Origin of the sequence: Nocardia puris, assembly GCF_036051655.1 — a bacterium.
Lineage (GTDB): Bacteria > Actinomycetota > Actinomycetes > Mycobacteriales > Mycobacteriaceae > Nocardia > Nocardia puris.
In genome coordinates, this window is record NZ_CP107943.1 from 5,035,319 (window position 1) to 5,053,319 (window position 18,001).

16 protein-coding genes are annotated in these 18,001 nt (G+C 68.6%); 5 read left to right on the plus strand and 11 right to left on the minus strand.

What is annotated here, in order from left to right; all coding sequences use genetic code 11:
- Positions 1-8: 8 nt before the first annotated feature.
- Positions 9-2,207 (minus strand): elongation factor G-like protein EF-G2, encoded by a 2,199-nt coding sequence (locus tag OHB21_RS23305; protein WP_067511325.1) that lies wholly within the window; start codon positions 2,205-2,207, stop codon positions 9-11.
- Between the two features lie 232 nt (positions 2,208-2,439).
- Between OHB21_RS23305 and OHB21_RS23310 the strand changes: the two genes are divergently transcribed.
- The 3 genes from OHB21_RS23310 to OHB21_RS23320 are packed head-to-tail and all read left to right on the plus strand — an operon-like array spanning position 2,440 to position 3,691.
- Positions 2,440-2,793 (plus strand): hypothetical protein, encoded by a 354-nt coding sequence (locus OHB21_RS23310; protein WP_067511324.1) that lies wholly within the window; start codon positions 2,440-2,442, stop codon positions 2,791-2,793.
- Positions 2,790-3,062, plus strand: a complete 273-nt coding sequence (locus OHB21_RS23315) for a hypothetical protein (RefSeq protein WP_195126047.1) — start codon at positions 2,790-2,792, stop codon at positions 3,060-3,062. The genes OHB21_RS23310 and OHB21_RS23315 overlap by 4 nt, the downstream gene beginning before the upstream one ends.
- The gene (locus OHB21_RS23320; protein ID WP_195126046.1) at positions 3,062-3,691 is read left to right on the plus strand and encodes a WXG100 family type VII secretion target; all 630 of its coding nucleotides are present in this window, start codon (positions 3,062-3,064) and stop codon (positions 3,689-3,691) included. Before OHB21_RS23315 ends, OHB21_RS23320 begins: the two co-directional genes overlap by 1 nt.
- Positions 3,692-3,911: 220 nt before the next feature.
- On the opposite strand, the gene nagB is transcribed toward OHB21_RS23320, so the two are convergent.
- From nagB to OHB21_RS23345, 5 genes are all read right to left on the minus strand, one after another.
- Positions 3,912-4,691 carry a glucosamine-6-phosphate deaminase gene (gene nagB / locus OHB21_RS23325; protein WP_195126045.1) on the minus strand — a complete coding sequence of 260 codons (780 nt, stop codon included), beginning with the start codon at positions 4,689-4,691 and terminating at the stop codon, positions 3,912-3,914.
- Between the two features lie 112 nt (positions 4,692-4,803).
- Positions 4,804-5,994: an N-acetylglucosamine-6-phosphate deacetylase gene (locus OHB21_RS23330; protein WP_228791594.1), complete on the minus strand. Its 1,191-nt coding sequence runs from the start codon at positions 5,992-5,994 to the stop codon at positions 4,804-4,806.
- Positions 5,991-7,658: a phosphoenolpyruvate--protein phosphotransferase gene (gene ptsP, locus OHB21_RS23335; RefSeq protein ID WP_195126044.1), complete on the minus strand. Its 1,668-nt coding sequence runs from the start codon at positions 7,656-7,658 to the stop codon at positions 5,991-5,993. The genes OHB21_RS23330 and ptsP overlap by 4 nt, the downstream gene beginning before the upstream one ends.
- Complete coding sequence (locus OHB21_RS23340) at positions 7,658-7,927, minus strand: HPr family phosphocarrier protein (protein WP_067511319.1); 270 nt, start codon at positions 7,925-7,927, stop codon at positions 7,658-7,660. The genes ptsP and OHB21_RS23340 overlap by 1 nt, the downstream gene beginning before the upstream one ends.
- Positions 7,928-7,929: 2 nt before the next feature.
- A complete protein-coding gene (locus tag OHB21_RS23345) occupies positions 7,930-9,273 on the minus strand; it encodes a PTS transporter subunit EIIC (protein ID WP_084537914.1) in 1,344 nt (447 codons plus the stop codon).
- A gap of 241 nt (positions 9,274-9,514) precedes the next feature.
- Between OHB21_RS23345 and OHB21_RS23350 the strand changes: the two genes are divergently transcribed.
- Positions 9,515-9,745 (plus strand): glucose PTS transporter subunit EIIB, encoded by a 231-nt coding sequence (locus tag OHB21_RS23350; RefSeq protein WP_067511318.1) that lies wholly within the window; start codon positions 9,515-9,517, stop codon positions 9,743-9,745.
- 40 nt (positions 9,746-9,785) lie between these two features.
- The gene (locus tag OHB21_RS23355) at positions 9,786-10,247 is read left to right on the plus strand and encodes a PTS sugar transporter subunit IIA (protein ID WP_195126043.1); all 462 of its coding nucleotides are present in this window, start codon (positions 9,786-9,788) and stop codon (positions 10,245-10,247) included.
- Between the two features lie 76 nt (positions 10,248-10,323).
- Here OHB21_RS23355 and OHB21_RS23360 read toward each other — a convergent pair whose 3' ends face one another.
- From OHB21_RS23360 to OHB21_RS23380, 5 genes are all read right to left on the minus strand, one after another.
- Positions 10,324-11,064, minus strand: coding sequence for a GntR family transcriptional regulator (locus OHB21_RS23360; protein ID WP_067511316.1), 741 nt, complete (start codon positions 11,062-11,064; stop codon positions 10,324-10,326).
- 736 nt (positions 11,065-11,800) lie between these two features.
- Complete coding sequence (locus tag OHB21_RS23365) at positions 11,801-13,102, minus strand: McrC family protein (RefSeq protein ID WP_195126042.1); 1,302 nt, start codon at positions 13,100-13,102, stop codon at positions 11,801-11,803.
- Positions 13,089-15,152 (minus strand): McrB family protein, encoded by a 2,064-nt coding sequence (locus OHB21_RS23370; RefSeq protein ID WP_228815425.1) that lies wholly within the window; start codon positions 15,150-15,152, stop codon positions 13,089-13,091. Before OHB21_RS23370 ends, OHB21_RS23365 begins: the two co-directional genes overlap by 14 nt.
- A gap of 33 nt (positions 15,153-15,185) precedes the next feature.
- Complete coding sequence (locus OHB21_RS23375) at positions 15,186-16,478, minus strand: AAA domain-containing protein (protein WP_195126040.1); 1,293 nt, start codon at positions 16,476-16,478, stop codon at positions 15,186-15,188.
- Complete coding sequence (locus OHB21_RS23380; protein ID WP_195126039.1) at positions 16,478-17,962, minus strand: hypothetical protein; 1,485 nt, start codon at positions 17,960-17,962, stop codon at positions 16,478-16,480. The genes OHB21_RS23375 and OHB21_RS23380 overlap by 1 nt, the downstream gene beginning before the upstream one ends.
- Between the last annotated feature and the right edge of the window lie 39 nt (positions 17,963-18,001).

Genomic DNA, 18,001 nt, shown 5'->3' on the forward strand with positions numbered 1-18,001 from the left:
TCACCCCCTCAGCCGGCCGCGCCCTCCCGCATCGACGCCGCCAACTGCGACGGCATCGGTTCGTGCCGCGCGTAGGTCCGGCTGAAATCACCCGTCCCGTGCGAGAGCGACCGCAGGTCGATCGCGTAACGGCTGAGCTCCAGCTCCGGAACCTCCGCCCGGATGCGGGTGCGCCCGGTGCCGTGCGGTTCGGTGCCGAGCACGCGCCCCCGGCGACTGGACAGGTCACCGAGCACCGGCCCGAGATAGTCGTCGGACACCACCACCCATACCTCGGCGTATGGCTCGAGCAGGCTGATGCCCGCCGCGTTCGCCGCCTCCCGCAGCGCGAGCGCGCCCGCGGTCTGGAACGCGGCGTCGGAGGAGTCGACCGAATGCGCCTTGCCGTCGAACAGCGTGACGCGCACGTCCACCAGCGGGTGCCCGGCCGCCACCCCGCGCGCGGCCTGCGCCCGCACGCCCTTCTCCACCGACGGGATGAACTGCCGCGGCACCGCGCCGCCCACGACCTTGTCCACGAACTCGATCCCGGACCCGCCCGGCAGCGGTTCCACCTCGATCTCGCACACCGCGTACTGCCCGTGCCCGCCGGACTGCTTCACGTGCCTGCCGCGCCCCTTCGCCGGTCCGGCGAAGGTCTCGCGCAGCGCGACCCGGTGGTCCTCCACGTCGACCTGCACGCCGAACCGCGTGCGCAACCGTTCCAGCGCGACGTCGCGGTGCGCCTCGCCCAGGCACCACAGCACCAGCTGCCGGGTGTGCGGGTTGTTCTCCACCCGCAGCGCGGGGTCCTCGGCCGCAAGCCGGGTGAGCCCTTGCGAGAGCTTGTCCTCGTCGGCCTTGCTGTGCGCGCGAATCGCGATGGGCAGCAACGGATCCGGCATCGGCCACGGTTCGATGACCAGCGGTTTGCCGGTCTCCGAGAGCGTGTCGCCGGTCTCGGCGTGTCCGAGCTTGGTGACGTAGGCGATGTCGCCGGCGATGGCCTCGCCGAGCGGGCGCTGCTGTTTGCCGAACGGCGCGGTGACGGAGCCGACGCGTTCGTCCACGTCGTGATCGGGATGCCCGCGCTCGGCCATGCCGTGCCCGCAGACGTGCACGGTGTCGTCGGCGTGCAGGGTGCCGGAGAACACCCGCACCAGCGACACCCGTCCCACATACGGGTCCGACGAGGTGCGGATCACCTCCGCGGCCAGCGCCCCGCGCGGATCGCAGGGCAGCGGACTCGGCCCGCTGCCGTTGGACGCGGGCGCGGCCGTCACCACGTGCTCGGTGGGGGAGGGGAACCCGCCCGCGATGAGGTCGAGCAGTTCCAGCGTGCCGAGCCCTTGGCGCGCGTTCTCGGGGGCGGGCGCGCCGAACAGCACCGGATGGAATCCGCCCCGCGCGACCGCTCGTTCCAGGTCGGTGACCAGCGTTTCCAGTTCGATGTCCTCGCCGCCGAGGTAGCGGTCCATGAGGGATTCGTCCTCGCTCTCGGCGATGATGCCCTCGATGAGCCGGTTGCGCGCGGCGGTCAGCTGCTCGGCTTCCTCCGGTGTCGGTTCGCGGCGCACGGCCTCCCCGGACGAGTAGTCGACGACGCAGTTCGGCAACAGTTCGATCAGCCCGGTCACCGGGCGATGCCCGTCGGCGGCGCGCGGTCCGTAGACCGGCAGGTGCAGCGGCAGGATGTTGTCGGCGGCGCCGCCGCCCAGCACGAGCCCGCAGGTCTCGACCATCTCCTCGAATTCGGTGCGCGCGGTGTCGAGGTGGGTCAGCACGATCGCGCGCGGCACGCCGACGGCGGCGCACTCCTCCCACAGCGCGCGCGTCGCGCCGCTCACCCCTTCGGCGCCCTCGGCGGAGGAGATGACGAACAGCGCCGCGTCGGCCGCGCGCAGACCGGCGCGCAACTCGCCGACGAAATCCGCGTAGCCCGGAGTGTCGACGAGATTGATCTTCAACCCGTCCCAGCCCAGCGGCACCACCGACAGCTGCACGGATCTGTGCTGCCGATGCTCGATCTCGTCGTAGTCGGACAGGGAGGTCCCGTCCTCCACCCGCCCCGCCCTGTTGACCACCCCCGAGGTCAAGGCCATCGCCTCGACCAGCGTCGTCTTCCCCGCCCCACTGTGCCCGACCAGCACCACATTCCGTATTCGCTCCGGCCGGTCCACCGACACGACACCGTTCCCCCCGGCAGAACCATTCGTTTTGTCCACCATGGGTCACGCTTCCTCGCCTCGACACCGCGGTTCCTTCGAGCTTCCCACCGATCCGAGCCCGGCGCCCGCGAATCGCCGCAGATCCCGGGGATCGGTGGGGAGGTGGATTCGATGGAGCCGAATCGCGACCCGGTGCGTCGAACCCAGAGAGAACAGACATGAGATCGCGTCGGTCTCGGAACGTCGGACACCGTGCGGTGGTGATCAGGGACCGCTCGCGCGGAGAAGGGGTGTGATCGTGCAGGCTCCCAACGCCATCTCCGTTGATCCGGACGAAGTCCGGAACCACGCGGCGAAGCTGGTGACCTTGATGGACAGCCTGTCGCGCTGTTTGGAGGCGGCGACCTACTTGCGGTCGGCCGACGATGGGTACGGCTTGATCCCGCGACCGATCGTGCAACTGATCATGGACGACAATCACCGGAACACGATCACGGCGATCCGGAAGCTGAGCGAGGACGTCGCCCGGCTGCCGGATCTGCTGAATATCGTCGCGACGACGTTCGACGAGAAGGACGCCGCCTTCAGCAAGTCGCTGACAGAGCTGCGCGACGAGATCGTCGACGCGGGTGGGAGTGCCGCGTGAGTACTCCGATCGGCAGCTGGCTCAACGAGAACACCCCGGGATTCGACGACGAGAAGCCACCGGAGGACAACGACCTCGTCGCCGAAGGCACCGACTACCGCAAGGAGTATTTCCAGGAGCGGGCGTTCCTGCATTCGAACATCGGTCTCGCACAGGACGACGAGACCGGAGTGCCGGGTTTTCTCGACGGCACGATCGCGGGTGATTCTTGGGAGTCCTACGCGAACCTGCGCAACGTAAGACGTTCGAGGCGATCACGGGTGGCGTGATGGCCGCGACCACCGTATGGGAGGCCTTCTCCGATCCGTTCGGTTTCGCCGGAGGGCAGGTCGCCGGATGGATGCTCACCCATGTCGAGCCCCTCCGCAAGACGCTGGACGCGCTCGCGGGCAACGACGAGATGATCGCAGCCTACTCCGAGACCTGGGGGAACATCGCCGAGGAGCTGACCGAGATGGCCCGGAACTGGGACACCGGACTGAAGGCCGACATCTCGACCTGGACCGGCGACGCGGGCGACGCATACCGCTACCGCGCGGGCGATCTCGTCGATCAGATCGGGGGCGCCTCCGGTGCGGCGGCCAGCATGGGTGAAGCGATGGAGCTCATCGCGAATGTCGTCAAAGCGTTCCGGAAACTGGTGCAGGACATCCTGTCCAGCCTGCTGGGCGCGCTGATCGGGTACACGATCGAACTGGCGGTCACATTCGGCGCCGCGGCGATGCACGTCGCTGCGGCGGCGCAGATGCGCATCGCCCGCGACGGGGTCAGGGTCTCGATGATCGTCGCCGACATGGGGAAGGCGCTGCTGGACATCAAACCGTTGACGGAGGCGGTGGGCGCCGTGCTCAACGCGATCCTCGGGAAAGAGAACCAGCCCGGGCAGACGCCCGCGTGAATGGTCGCGACAACCATCCCGACGGTTCTTCGGGGTAGGATTTCCGCGTTCGCAACCCTTCGGCAACTACGGGTGGAAGGTCGGTGTGAGTCCGGCGCGGTTCCGCCATTGTGAACAGCATCGGCCGATGCTGTCAGCCACGCACTCGTGCTCGCGGGGGAGGAGAGCCACGGCGCTGGGCGTCGACGGGCGGCGATGCACTTCGGGTTGATCGTGTATCTCAAAAGATCTGCCAGGGCGGCTTGTTCTCCAGCGCATAGCGGTAGTAGTCGGCGAGTTTCAGTTTGCTCGCGGCGGCTTCGTCGATGACGACCGTGACGTGCCGGTGCAACTGCATCACCGAAGCCGGGCAGAACGCGGAGAGCGGTCCCTCCGCGGCGGCGGCGATCGCGTCGGCCTTTCCCGCGCCGGAGGCGATCATCACCAGGTGGCGCGCCTCGGAGATGGTGCCGAGGCCCTGGGTGAGGACATGGTGCGGCACCTCGTCGGGGCCGTCGAAGAAGCGAGCGTTATCGCGACGCGTCTGGGCGGTCAGGGTTTTCACGCGGGTGCGCGAGGTCAGCGCGGAGCCGGGCTCGTTGAATCCGATGTGCCCGTCGGTTCCGATGCCGAGCAGTTGCACGTCCACCCCACCCGCCTCGGCGATGGCGGCGTCGTAGCGGCGCCCCTCTGCGGCGATGTCGGCCGCCTCCCCGTCCGGGCTGAACACCTGCGCCGGGTCGAGGTTCACGTGGTCGACGAACTCCGAGCGGATCACCGAATAGTAGGACTGGCTGTGCGATTTCGGCAGGCCCACGTACTCGTCCAGCAGGAACGCGCGGCAGCGCGCGAAGTCGAGTCCGTCCTCCCGGTGCCGGCGCGCGAGTTCCCGGTAGCTGCCGAGGGGGGACGAACCGGTCGCCAGTCCGAGTGTCGCCGGACCCTTTCGCACGTAGTTCTCGACGATGTCGGCGACGGTGGTGGCGACCTCGTGCGCGGTCGCCCGGATCACGATTTCCATTGGTCTCCTTCAGTTTCCGGAAACTTCTGCGGGCGGGGGCATGACTTCACTGCTCGCCGTGTGTCAGCGTCGAGGTGCTGGGCCAGGCCCCCAAGGTCGGGGTGATCCCCGCTCATCGCACCCACCCCGCGACGTCCGCGCCCGCCACCAGCACCCTCCGCGGCCGCAGGTCCGCACCGGTGACGACCACATCGGCGCGACAACCCGGCGCGAGCGCCCCGCGCTCACCCTCGAGGCCGAGCATCCGCGCCGGCGTTCGTGTGGCGGACACGACCGCCTCGCCGAGATCCACACCCGCCTCGAACACCGTGTACCGCACCACATCCAGCAGACTCGCGGTACCGCCCGCGATCGCGCCTTCGCTCCCGTCACCGGTCGTGAGCCGCGCGACGCCCCGGCTCACCGTCACGTCCAGCGGTCCGAGCCGGTACGCCCCATCGCTGATCCCCGCCGCCGCCATCGCATCGCTGACCAGCGCGATCTGATCCGCCCCGACGGTGTCGAACACCATCCGCACCGTCTCGGCCGCGAGATGCACGCCGTCGGCGATCAATTCGACCACCATGTCCCCGCGCCCCGCCGCCGCGAGGCACGCGGCGACCGGTCCCGGCGCCCGATGGTGCAGCGGCGGCATGGCGTTGAACAGGTGCGTCGCGGTGAGCCGTCCGCCCGCGGCGTCCGCGATGCGCGCGGAGGTGGTGGCGGCGTCGGCATCGGTGTGCCCGAGGCTGGACAGGATGCCGCGCTCCCGCAGCACGGTGAGCAGTTCGCCGAAGCGCGGCGTCTCCGGTGCGAGCGTCATCGACCGCACGGTGTCGCGCGCGGCGTCGCAGATCCGCTCCAGCAGCCGGGGATCGCCGGGGATGATCGACGCGGGGTCTTGCGCACCACAGCGAACGCTGTTGAGGAACGGCCCTTCCAAGTGCACGCCGAGCAGGTCCCCGTCCTCCACCAGATCAGCCAGAACGGACGCCTGCCGCAACAGATCCGCCGGCGGTGCGGAGACGAGGCTCCCCAACAGACCGGTGCTGCCGTGCGCGCGATGATGCGCGGCCGCGATACGAGCCCCCGCCGCATCGGCATTCGGGAAGCCGGCCCCGGCACCGCCGTGACAGTGCAGGTCGATGAGCCCCGGGAGGATGATCGAATCAGTCGGCGCGGGAACAGGTCCGGCGTCGGGGTAGTCGCGCGCATCCCGCACGCGAGTGATCCGTTCGCCCTCGATCTCGACCACCCCGTCGGCGATCTCACCGTCTGGGGCGCCGATTATCCTGCCGCGCAGCAGGATCGCCGCTGCGCTCATGCCGTACCCAGCACGGCGGCCACGGCCGCTCGCGCCGCATCCGGCCCGACCGCCGCCGCCGCCGCGGCGGCCGCATCACGGCACCGTTCGATATCGTTGCCCGCCAACGATACTCGCACACCGGCGAGCGCGGGCGGCGCCATCGACAGGCTTGTCATGCCCAACCCGACGAGCACGGGAGCCAACGCCGGATCCGCCGCCGCCTCCCCGCACACGCCCACGGGCTTGCCCGCCGCCGCGCCCGCCGCGCCGACCATCTCGATCAGATCGAGCAGCGCGGGCTGCCACGGGTCGAGCAGGGGCGCGAGCCCGCCCGCCATGCGGTCCGCCGCGCAGGTGTATTGACTCAGGTCGTTGGTGCCGATGCTGACGAAGTCCAGGTGCGCCAGCAGATCCGCGGCACGCAGTGCGGCCGAAGGGATTTCGATCATCGCCCCCACCTTCGTGAGGCCGTGCCCTCTGGCGAGCGCCGCGAATTCGGCGGCTTCGGCGGCGGTGGCGACCATCGGCGCCATCACCCACAGGTCCGCACCGGTCGCCGCACCGGCCCGCGCCAGTGCGGTCAGCTGGGTGGCGAGCGTGTCGGGGTGCACCGCGCCGACGCGCAACCCGCGCACGCCGAGCGCCGGATTCTCCTCGGCGGGCAGCTCGAGGAACGGCAGCGGTTTGTCCGAACCGGCGTCGAGCGTCCGCACCACCACGCGCCGTCCGGCGAAGCTCTCGAAAACCTTTGTATACGAGTCGATCTGCTTCTCGAGGGAGGGCGCTGTCCGCCTGCCGAGATACAGGAACTCGGTCCGGAACAACCCGACACCCTCGGAGTCGGTCTCGGCCGCCCGCGCGGCGTCCTCGGTGGTGCCGATATTGACCAGCAAGCGAATCGGCGTGCCGTCGGCGGTGCGCCCCGGACCGTGCGCCGCCGCCAGCCGCGCCTGAGCGGCCTCCGCCCGCTCCGCCGCTTCGCGCTGTCGCCGGGGATCGGGATCGATGACGACCTCGCCCGTGCCGCCGTCCAACAGCAGGGGCGCGCCCTCGACCAGCTTCTCGGTACCGGGGCAGTTCACCACGGCGGGCAGGCCCAGCGACTTCGCGAGGATCGCCGTGTGGCTGGTCGGCCCGCCTTCCTCGGTCAGCAAGCCGACCACGTCGCTCTCGCCGAGCATCGCGGTATCGGCGGGCGCGAGATCGCGCGCGACCAGGATGAACGGAAACCCCGGATCGGGAATCCCGGGCGTGGGAACGCCTAAAAGCTCTGCGACAGCGCGGTTTCCGATATCGCGGAGGTCGGTCGCCCGCTCGGCCATGTACCCGCCGATCGCCTCCAGCTTCTCGCTGTATCCCTCGACCGCCAGGTGCACCGCGTGCGCCGTGGGCACGCCGTCGTCGAGGTGACGTTCGGCGGCCGCGACCAACCCTGGATCGCGGGCCAGGGCCGCCGAGGTCACGAGGATCTCGGCGGCCACACCCTCGACACGTGTTGCGCGCGCGTCGAGTTCGGTCGCCACGCTCTCCAACGCGGCGCGCACCCGCTCCTTCTCCGCGGCGACGGAGCCGCCGACCGGGTCGTCGGGGGAGGTGGTGACCGCGGACCCGAACCGCAGCCAGGGCGCGCACACTACGCCCTGGCTGACGCCGAGCCCGCGCAGGACCTGGTCGGCGGGCATCAGGCCGCGTCGAGGTCGGAGGCGAGCAGGTCGGCGAGCGCGTCGAGCACCGCGTCGCTGCCGTCGCCGTCGGCGTGCAGGGTGACCTCCGCGCCCTGTCCCGCGCCGAGCGTCATCACGGCGAGCATGCTGCTCGCGTCCACCGGCTCACCCGTCCCGAGCGAAATCCGCACGGGGACAGCGGCAGCCGCGGCGGCCTGGGTGAACTTCGCGGCGGGGCGGGCGTGCAACCCGACCGTGGACCCGATGACGACCGTGCGTGTACCCATGCTCACTGACCTTTCTTGTCGGTATCGGGCTTCTCGCCCGGTTCGGCGGACTTGCCCGGTTCGGTGCCGGTGGCGGGTGCGTCCTGCGCGCCGGATTCGGCTGCCACCGTGGTGGTTTCGGCGCCGTTCTCCTCGGCGTCGGTCTCCTCCTCGCGGCCCGGCGTGCGCAGGTTCCACCGCTTGATCACGAAACTGAACAGCGCGTAGTAGATCAGCGCGTACAGCAGGCCGATCGGGATGAGCATCCACGCATTGGTCGCCTTGCCGAAATTCAGTGCGTAGTCGATGAATCCGGCCGAGAAGGTGAAGCCGTCATGGATGCCGAGCGCGTTGACCAGCGCGTGCGAGGTGCCCGTGAGGATCGCGTGCACCACGAACAGCGGCCACGCGACGAACATGAAGGAGAACTCCAGCGGTTCGGTGATGCCGGTGAGGAACGCGGTGAGCGCCGTGGAGATCATGATGCCGCCCACGACCTTCTTCTGCGAGGGCCGCGCGTGCCGCCAGATCGCCAGCGCCGCCGCGGGCAGGGCGAACATCATGATCGGGAAGAAGCCCGTCATGAAGGTGCCCGCGTCGGGGTCGCCCGCGAAGAAGCGGTTCAGGTCGCCGCGCACGATCTCGCCGTCGGCAGTCTGGTAGTCGCCGATCAGGAACCACACGGTCGAGTTCAGGATGTGGTGCAGACCGGTCGGGATCAGCAACCGGTTCGCCGCGCCGTACACGCCGCCGCCCACCACGGAGTTCTCCGCGACGGTCTCACCGACCCAGCTCAGCGCCGAATTGAACAGCGGATACAGGAACGCCATGCCCACGCCGACGACCAGGCCGGTCACCGCGGTCAGGATCGGCACCAGCCTGCGGCCGTTGAAGAAGCCCAGGTACTCGGGCAGTTTCGTGCGATAGAACCGCTGCCACAGCATGGCCGAGAGCAGGCCCATCACGATGCCGGCGAGCACGCCGTAGTCGATCATCGCCTGTTCGCCCGCCGGATTGGTCTTACCTTCCAGGACCACCGGCGACATCGCGTCGAAGACGCCGTCGATCACCATGTACCCGACGACGGCGGCCAGCGCGGTCGACCCGTCGGCCTTCTTCGCCCAGCCGATGGCGATGCCGACCGCGAAGATCAGTGGGAGCCAAGTGAATACGGCTTGGCCCGCGGCGGAGATCACCGACGCGGCGGTCTCCATGGCGCTGAACCGGCCGAGTAGGTCGTCTTGACCGAGCCGCAGCAGGATGCCCGCCGCGGGGAGGACGGCGATCGGCAGCATCAGGCTCCGGCCCAGGCGCTGGAGCCCGGCGAACACTGTCGATTCGGATTTCGGGGTGTCTACGGCAGTCATATCGACCCTCTTCGTGCGCCGGTTCCCGGCGAGTTTCGGCGTGTCGGAGGCGCCGGCAGGGGTGCTCCGGCGGATCCTGGTGAACTGTTGTGAACCGGCGAACCAACGGGTACTGTCCGGTCATAACCAGTTGTCAGTTTGACCAGGTCGCAGCCGGATGTCAACAGCGGAATATGACCCAGGCAACATCCCCGGCTCGCATACTTGGCACGGCAACCTCGGCTGACCAGGGAGAAGAAACATGTCCAAAGCGGAAGCGATCGTCAGCGGTCTCGGCGGCGCGGGCAATATCGTCGAGATCGAAGCGTGCATCACCCGGCTGCGCACCGAGGTGCGCGACGGCGACAAGGTGGACGAGGCCGCGCTCAAGGCGGCCGGCGCGCACGGTGTGCTCAAGGCGGGCACGGTGGTGCAGGTGGTCGTCGGCCCCGAGGCCGACACCCTCGCCGAAGACATCGAGGATCTGCTGTGAATTCCTTGTGCCCTAATGCTTTTCGTGGCGAGGTGTGGGCATGACGGTGTCGGTGCTCGCGCCTCTGCCCGGCCGCGTTCTCGCCCTCGCCGACGTGCCGGATCCGGTGTTCGCCGGGCAGCTCGTCGGCGCGGGTGTGGCCATCGATCCCGCTCGCGGCCGGGGTGTGCTCGAGGTGGTCTCACCTATCGCGGGCAAGATCGTCAAACTCCACCCGCATGCCTTCGTCGTCCTCGGTGGTGGCGTCGGTGTGCTGGTCCACCTGGGTATCGACACGGTGAAGCTCGCGGGGGAGGGGTTCGAGCTGCTGGCCGCCGAGGGTGCGCAGATCGAGGCGGGTGATCCGGTGGTCCGTTTCGACCCGGCCGAGATCGAGAAGACCGGGTATTCGGTGATCTGCCCCGTGGTGGTGATGGATTCGAAGCCGGACACTGTGCCGACCGAAGTGGTGGGCTCGGAGGTCGAGGCCGGGGGAGAGCTGTTTCCTTGGGGGACAGGGTAGTTCGGCTGTTACGCGGGGTCCAGGTGAGTCGAAAATCCTGCGCGGCAGGGCAATTCGCCCCGACGCAACTCGCGGCTCAGTTCCCGCGCGCGAGCTTCTCCTGTCCGACCTCCATCTGTAGCTGGTATCGATCCGATCGGTACCAGCTCTCCGTGTGCTCCATCGGCCGCTCGCCGCTGAACGACACACGGTCGAAATGCAGGACGGGAGCACCCTTTTTCGCGCCCAGCAACGCCGCGATGCCGGTGTCGGCGGCGCGCGCGTTCACCGTCTGCTCGGCGCGTTCGATGGGCCTGCCGTAGCGGTCGGCGCAGATCTGGTAGATCGACTTGCTCAGGTCGTGCTGTAGCAGTCCGGGCAGCAGGTCCGGGTTGAACCAGCCGTCGTCCACGCTCACGGGCACGCCGTCGGCCAGGCGGAGTCGCTTCACGTGGTAGGCCTTCGCGCCCTCGGCCAGGCCGAGCACCCGCGCCGTCACCTCCGGGACCTCGTCCTCCTCCGCGACCAGCACCACCGTCGTCGGCTCGTGCCCCATCGCCCGCATCTCGACCGTGAACGATGCCAGATGCAGCCGCGACTGCACCGGCCGGTGCGCCACGAACGTGCCCTTCCCGCGCACCCGCACCAGATGCCCCTCGTTCACCAGCTGGCCCACGGCCTCGCGCACCGTGATCCGGCTGACCCCGTAGTCCTGCATCAGATTCCGCTCACTGGTCAGCAGATCCCCCGGCTGCAACTCCCGCGTGATCCGTTGCAGCAGAATGGACCGCAGTTGCTCGTGCTTCGGCACTGCGCTGTCACGCAGAGGTGCGGGCATAGCGGCGGCTCCTAGCTCGACATACCGGTCGGCACCCCTCCCGGCAACAGGTCCCGTCCGGTCCGGTCCGGTCTGTTCCGACAATACTCGGCCGGTCCTATCCAGGACAGGGGCGATCCGGCAGAGCATCGCACGCGCCCTCCCCTCGACCGGCGGCGCCGGAGATCGAGGCGCCCGTGGGCGACCATTCGCGCCTGCGCGGGCCCATCGTCCGCCGGGTCGAATCATGCGGGCGTCCCGCTCGTCCCCACGGGACCCATGGCGGTCGGCCGGGTCTTGCCCCGGCTGGATCTTCGGCGGCAGCTCGTCCTCGTGCGGCGTCGGCATCCGGGATCACTGGTGCTGACCAACTCAGGGGCGGCGCGGTCGGGTGCGAACCGCGCCGCCCGTCAACACTTCACGCCGTGACGCGCCGTGCCGACGATCGGAAGGTCACACCATCAGCCCGCCCCTCACAGATCCTCCTTCGGCCGAGGACTGTTGCGCGGCTGGGACGTCGACCGCGGATCCGGCCTGCACCGCGACCGATTCTCGGACTGCACCGCTGGCCGGGGTTTTCGATTCGGGTTGATACTCCAATGCTTCATGCGTACTTGGACGCCCCGCCCCCCGATCCGGTTCCCTCGAATCCCCACAAATATCGATCAGCTATAAATCCGCCATCTATACACGTCCGGACAGGCGGGCGACGCCGCGACCTGGTCCGATGTCCGGTTCGGCACCCGTTATCGCCCGGTCAGCGGTCATGGCTTCCGGAGCCCCGCAGACCGGCGCCCGAACCGTCGATCACGCGGCCGGTGCCACCGCGCGCCCACAGAGTCGTTCGTATCCACGTGGCCGCCGCGGCGGGATCGGCGCCACCGTGCACGCCGATCACGTGCAGTGTCCCGAGATCGCGCCGGTTTCCACCGATCCGCAGCGCGCGGTAGGTGTGGCGGTCCGGCGACGGGTGCACGATCGCCGCCGTCGGCGCGTGCGTGTCCGCGTGGCCCGCCATGTAGGTGAGAAGCTGATGAACATCGGCGGACGACACCGAATCCTTCTGATAAGACTTGTATTTCGCATCGATGGGCAGCGATGTGCCGTTCGTGTGGAGGAGCACATCGGGCCGGAACGGCGGCCGCCCGGACAGGTCACCACGGACCGCGATCCCGTGCTCGCCACGAAGTGCCACCGGAGTGGTTCCTTCTGGCGCCGCCTCCGCGCACAGCCTCGCCACCACGGCCTCCCACAGCGCGGGAAGATCCAGCAGGAGGCTGTCGGCGACGAGTCCGGTGTCGATCAGCAGATCTTTGACGCCACCACCGCGCAACCACACCTCCGACCACCGGTGTGCGGCACGATAACGGAGATTCAGACCGGTATAGCGACTCCTATCCAGCGCACGCAACGCGTCCAGCTCTGAACCGGTGCGCGGGAACTCCCGTGCCACGACCCGGATTTCGCGGGAGAGTGCCGGATCGCTGACAACCCGGCCCGCCGCGTACAGGGCGTGACCACACAGCCGGTTCTCCCAGATGTCGACCTCCCGGTCGAACGTTCGCATATGCAGCCGGTCGAGCATCCCGTACCGCTGGGTGACCTGCGCTGTCGCATCGAGGCGACCGCGTAGCACCGAGCCGACCTGATCGGTGCGAACGTAATCACGCCGCAGCCCGTCGCGCAGCAAGAACCGGCATTCGGCGAGCAATGCCACGGCGACGATATCGGCGAATCCGTGTCGGTCGACGAGCCAGCGCCGGTCGGTGGCTTCGTGGGGTACCGGGGAGTGCATGGCGTAGCACAGCCATCGCATCAGTGCCGTACCCGAAAACGCCATCTTGGGGGCAATGACCAGTGATATCCGGTCCAGGTGCAGCACGCCCGCCATCGCCTCGGGCCGGAATCGCCAGCCGCTGCGTGTCTCGGTGAGTACGGCCCGCCGCCGACCCTGTAGCACCGTCAGGCGGCGCACGTCCGTGTCGGTCAGCTGGTCGGCGGACAGTGTCGCCGTCTCGTATTCGGCGACCTCCACGCGCAGGTGGTCAGCCGTCGTCATCCCGCGCTCCGGCCGTGAATTCCGCGGCGAGCGCGGCGGGCAGATCGGCGTCGGCAATCTGTGTGGGACGGCCGGTCCGCTGGTCCACGAGGCTGCCGAGAATCTGCCGCAGCAGCTCCGCCCGTCCCACGCAGTGGTCCTCGAGCAGCGGCACGATGTCGTGATAGAACGCCGCCGCGAGCTCCTCCTCGGTGGCGACGGGCTCGTCGTCCTGCAACAGATACGCGTGGCCGATACTGTGATCGGCATCGAGTACCCGGGCGATGCGATCATTAAGCGCCGCAAGGAATGTCGGCAGATCCAGCGAGCCCACCTGCCCCGAGACGGTCTCGGTGTCGGGCCCGACGTGCAGGAACGCGAATCGCCTGCGGATCGCGGCGTCGAGATGGCTCACGCTGCGATCGGCGGTGTTCATCGTGCCGATGATCCGGACGTTGGGTGGCACACGGAATGTACGCTGGCTGATGGGAAGGGTGATCGCGGTCCCGCGCTTGTCGGACTCCAGGAGCGTGATCAGCTCACCGAAAATCCTGGGCAGATCACCGCGATTGATCTCGTCGATGATGAGCAGGAAGGTGCTGTCCGCGTCGGCCTTCTGCGCTTCGGTGCACACTCGGTGGAACAACCCGTCGGTCAAGGTCAGTCGCAATCCGTGCGCATCCGAATCCTGATCGGGCTTGAATCCCTCGACGAAATCCTCGTAGCCGTACGAAGGGTGGAAAGTGACGAGCCGAACGCGGCCGGAGTCGAGCAGTTCGTCGATCGCGGCCGAACGCGTGCCGGAATCGATTGCGTCAGCGCGATTGTGCGCGGCCAGAGCGACATTCAGCGCGAGCCGCGTCTTGCCGGTACCCGGCGGCCCGTGCAGGATCACCTGCTTCTTGCGATCGAGTGCGGCGAGAACCTGCGTGATGAGTTCCGGTAGTTCGGGGGTCTCGCGCTGAGAGCCGCCTTCCCGCGCGGTGAGTTCGGCGAACAGACTCTCCGATACCTTCGCGAATGTGGATCGCCAGGCACCCTTGGCCTTCGGCAGTTCGCGCGCGAAACTGGTGTCCCATTCGACCGGGACGACATGTTTCGACTCGTCGCGTGTGTCATCGAAGTAGTAGCCGTCGGTGACTGTGCCGATGGCCAGCACATCGCGCATGCCGCGATTCGCGACTATGCGGTCGCCTGGTTGCAGATCACGGTAGGTGATCAGCTTGCGTGCTTTGTCCCCGTTCGCGCCGGGGCGCTCCGGATACGTCTCGTCCAGAACGTCTTTCAGCTCGGCGTCGCTCGTGTACTGCGTCAGGTCTCCGACCTCGTCCCATCCGACGCAGATGAATCCGCCCGCCAGGCAGTCCGGCCAGAACTTCGCGTTCGTGCCGGGCGCGACCTTCCATATCGCGCGTTGCCGTTCCCGCGGATCGAAACTGTCATAGAGAAAGACCATCACCTCGTGTGGCGACCACGTCGAGAGGTCCGGGTCGCGCGCGACCAAAGCATGCAGTTGCCGGTTGATACGCCAAGTGGGTGCGTTCTTTTCGGGTACCTCGCCGAAGAGCTCGATGAAGAACCGCAGATGCGCCGCCGAGAAGATCGGAAGAAAGTGCTGGGGGTAGTAGGTGGCCAGCGATTTCGTGACCAGCGCGGGACCGGACAGCAAGACGTCGAACGCGTCGAGCTCATCGAATGCCCCGCGCCCGGCAGCATCGAATGCCGCCACGAACTGGCCTCGGAGGCGCTCCCAAGCCTCCTCCACCGAGAGGCCGAGCAGCGCGGGTGCCAGTTTCCATTCACCGGTGTTGTGCCGGTACAGCATGTGCTTGCGCGCACTGCCGCCCCTGATGCTGCCCAACTCGCGTGTCGTGAATTCCATGAGACGGCAATATGTTTCGGGCTCGGATCCGTCCATCTGCAACCCGAGCGCGTAGCGCTCCAGTGGCAGCGTCGGCCACTGGTCGAGGAGGAACGAATTCTGCACGAGCTCTCGCTGTTGAGCGGCGATCTTGCCGCGCGCGGCCGCATCGGTGCGGTCGTACTCGGAGATGGCGTTTCGCAGATCCATAGGTCCTCGTGTCGTGGCTGTGTCGATCATCAGTCAGCCCGCCACCCGGTGGTTGGCGAGGTGGGTGAGGATGGCTTGGTTGGCTTCCCATCCGTCGGGGAACTTCACCGGCACGCCGAGGTGGACGGGTTCGGCGGAGGGGTGGGCGTCGAGGAGTTCGGGGATGCCGGCGCGGCCGACGAGGATGCAGGCGTGGCGGTGGCGGGACGCGAGCACGCAGAGGCGGCCGGCTTCGAGGTGGAAGGCGCTGGCGTCGCGGCGTCCGGAGAGCGGGTGCAGGACGACGGTGACGTCGTATTCGCGGCCCTGCAAGCGATTCGCGGTATCGACGGTGACCGTCTCCCCGACGGTGCCGCGCAAGGCGGTGCGCACCGCCTCGGCCTGATCGCGGTGGGCGGTGCCGACGGCGACGCGTTCCGCGGTCACCGGCCGTGAGCCCTGCTCGGAATGCGCGGTGCCGCCGCGTTCGAGCAGGCGGCAGGTGATCTCCGCGATCGCCCGCACGGCCTCGCTGTCGGTGCGCAGCGTGTGGCGGGCGGGCAATTCGTACCAGCCCCACCCGTGTTCGGCCGCCTCGTCCAGTACCTCGTCCACCGGACCGCGCAACCCGCGCGCCGCGAATTCCATACGGCGATCATGGATTCCGGTCCCGGCGCGAAACTCGTTGAAGGGGTAGAACGCCTTCGACACCACCGGGGCCGCCGTGGCCGAGAGTCGCCAGGACACGGGCAGACTGTGCACGGGAATGTCGTCGTTATTGGCCAACATCACGCTGACCGCGCTCATCGTCGGATCCCAACCCAGCCCCGCCCACCGATCCACCTCGACGGTCGCGAACGGATCGAGCTGACCGGGATCACCCACGAACAGTCCGTGGTCGAAGCGATTCGCGATGCGCAGCAACATATCCGACCGCATCTGATACGCCTCGTCCACGATGGCGTGCGGCCAGCGCCCGTCGTCGATCGTGGCCCACTTGGCGGCGGTGCCGATGAGGATCGTGCTCTCGGCGAGGTCGCCGATCTTCTGTCCCACCGTCACATTCGGGCGGTCGATCCGCTCCGGTGTGGGATACCCGGCGCGCGAGAGCCTTCCGACGCGCAAGGCGGGATCGGCCGTGGCGAGCCGGTCGATGAGGTCGTCGACCTGCTCGTTGGTCTGCGCCACGATCATGTGCTGCCCACCGGATTCGGCGAGCTGCCTGGCGGCCCGCACCACGAGCGTCGACTTCCCCGCGCCCGGTGGTGAATCGACCACCACGGCGCGGTGTGATGTGTCGGCGAGGTCGGCGAGGATGCCTTCGACAGCCGAGTCGGCGGTGCGCATCACAGTTCCTCCTGGGGTTCGGATTCCGGCGTCCACTCCGGTGGTGGGCCGCCGTGCGTCCACGGAGTTTCCTCGCGGGCAGGAAGTTTCGCGGGCGGCCCGCCACCGCCGATCTTGAATCCGGCGAAGCACACGGTGTCGCCGAGCTCGGGGATCGAACCGGCGCGCGCGACTTTCCCCGTGCCCATCCCACCGGACAGTTCCATCGACACGACGTCGGGTGCGCTGCCCTCGACCGTCAGAACCCGCCCCGACTGGCTCGGGTTGGAGACATTGCAGAATTCGTCGTCCTCGGCGGCAACCACCGGATCGCCGGTCCGCACCTGCAGAATGGGGCGCAGCACCGCTCGGTTCTTCTCGCTCCGCACGACCCGCTCCGGATCGACGCCGACGACAGTTCCGACGAAAGCCGTTCCGGCCAAACGGTGTTCGAGCATCACCCGGGGATCATCGAAAGCCCTTTCCGCTTCGTACTTTTCGAGCGCCCGTTCCCGATCCAGGAGTTTCCGCACCGCCGACACCGCGGAATCTCGCCGCGCCTGCGGCACGCCCTCGGGAATCGACTGGGCGAAGTAGGAGAAGGAACCGACATCCTCGTTCCACCGGCGTGCGACCCGGGCGCCCGGCTCGAGCTCGCGCAGCAGCGCGAGACCTTGCCACAGGAGTTGCCAGGTCGGCTCCACCTGTGCGCGCAGGGCACGCTCGATGCGCCGCGCCGCCACAGCCTTCGTCACGTCATCCGCTTCGTCGTAGGCGGCGATGAGCGGAGCGAGTTCCTCGTTGTCGAAGCCGGGATCGGTGGCGGGGCCGGCTGGCGGCACCGACAGCGGGTCCTCGGCCCGAGCGGCGGCTTCGGGGCCGGTACTTCCCGGTGGGGGAGCGATCCATCCGAGCAGAGCTGCCAGATTGGCGTCCTCCAGGGATGATTGGCCGGTGGCCCAGTGCGACGCGAGCACCGATGTCATGGGCAGTAGCGCGCTCGAACCAGGGTGTTCGGCGCGGTCGCACAGCCAGGTCAACCACCGGCCGAGCAACGGAATCGACTCGGGGACAGCGTTTTCCCCTTCGGTGCGATGGAAGCGCACCGAGCGCCCCAGCAACTTCAGGAATCCCACACCGCCGGCGTTCGGCACCCACAGCTGCGGCGCGTCGAGGCAGCGCTCGTAGGTTTCGCCCGACTTGCTGATCAACTCCTCGGTGTTCTCGGCGTAGGCCGCGAGGTGGGGGAGGACCACGTCGGCCAGCTCGGCGAGAAAACGCAAACGCAGCACGCGGTCTCGTGGTTGCGGGACCGTGAGCAGCGTCGGCTCGGCGGGATCGGTGCCCACCATGACGGCCAGCGGCGCGGCGGCCTCACCGGCGAGCTTCAAGGGCACCAGCACGAGCGGATGGTCCGAGAGGTGGACGTGGCGCACCTCGGCGATGCGCTGGGCGCGGCCGTCGCGGACGGCGTGCAGGCGGGCCAGGGCGGTCAGGACGCTCATGCGGCACCCTCGGATGGCGCTGCCCCGGCATTGCGTCGC

What these genes read in the sequence shown, in the direction of transcription:
- OHB21_RS23305 (WP_067511325.1), bottom strand. Translation starts at nt 2,207, where the DNA reads ATGGTGGACAAAACGAATGGTTCTGCCGGGGGGAACGGTGTCGTGTCG.
- OHB21_RS23320 (WP_195126046.1), top strand. Translation starts at nt 3,062, where the DNA reads ATGGCCGCGACCACCGTATGGGAGGCCTTCTCCGATCCGTTCGGTTTC.
- nagB (WP_195126045.1), bottom strand. Translation starts at nt 4,691, where the DNA reads ATGGAAATCGTGATCCGGGCGACCGCGCACGAGGTCGCCACCACCGTC.
- OHB21_RS23330 (WP_228791594.1), bottom strand. Translation starts at nt 5,994, where the DNA reads ATGAGCGCAGCGGCGATCCTGCTGCGCGGCAGGATAATCGGCGCCCCA.
- ptsP (WP_195126044.1), bottom strand. Translation starts at nt 7,658, where the DNA reads ATGCCCGCCGACCAGGTCCTGCGCGGGCTCGGCGTCAGCCAGGGCGTA.
- OHB21_RS23340 (WP_067511319.1), bottom strand. Translation starts at nt 7,927, where the DNA reads ATGGGTACACGCACGGTCGTCATCGGGTCCACGGTCGGGTTGCACGCC.
- OHB21_RS23345 (WP_084537914.1), bottom strand. Translation starts at nt 9,273, where the DNA reads ATGACTGCCGTAGACACCCCGAAATCCGAATCGACAGTGTTCGCCGGG.
- OHB21_RS23350 (WP_067511318.1), top strand. Translation starts at nt 9,515, where the DNA reads ATGTCCAAAGCGGAAGCGATCGTCAGCGGTCTCGGCGGCGCGGGCAAT.
- OHB21_RS23355 (WP_195126043.1), top strand. Translation starts at nt 9,786, where the DNA reads ATGACGGTGTCGGTGCTCGCGCCTCTGCCCGGCCGCGTTCTCGCCCTC.
- OHB21_RS23360 (WP_067511316.1), bottom strand. Translation starts at nt 11,064, where the DNA reads ATGCCCGCACCTCTGCGTGACAGCGCAGTGCCGAAGCACGAGCAACTG.
- OHB21_RS23365 (WP_195126042.1), bottom strand. Translation starts at nt 13,102, where the DNA reads ATGACGACGGCTGACCACCTGCGCGTGGAGGTCGCCGAATACGAGACG.
- OHB21_RS23370 (WP_228815425.1), bottom strand. Translation starts at nt 15,152, where the DNA reads ATGGATCTGCGAAACGCCATCTCCGAGTACGACCGCACCGATGCGGCC.
- OHB21_RS23375 (WP_195126040.1), bottom strand. Translation starts at nt 16,478, where the DNA reads ATGCGCACCGCCGACTCGGCTGTCGAAGGCATCCTCGCCGACCTCGCC.
- OHB21_RS23380 (WP_195126039.1), bottom strand. Translation starts at nt 17,962, where the DNA reads ATGAGCGTCCTGACCGCCCTGGCCCGCCTGCACGCCGTCCGCGACGGC.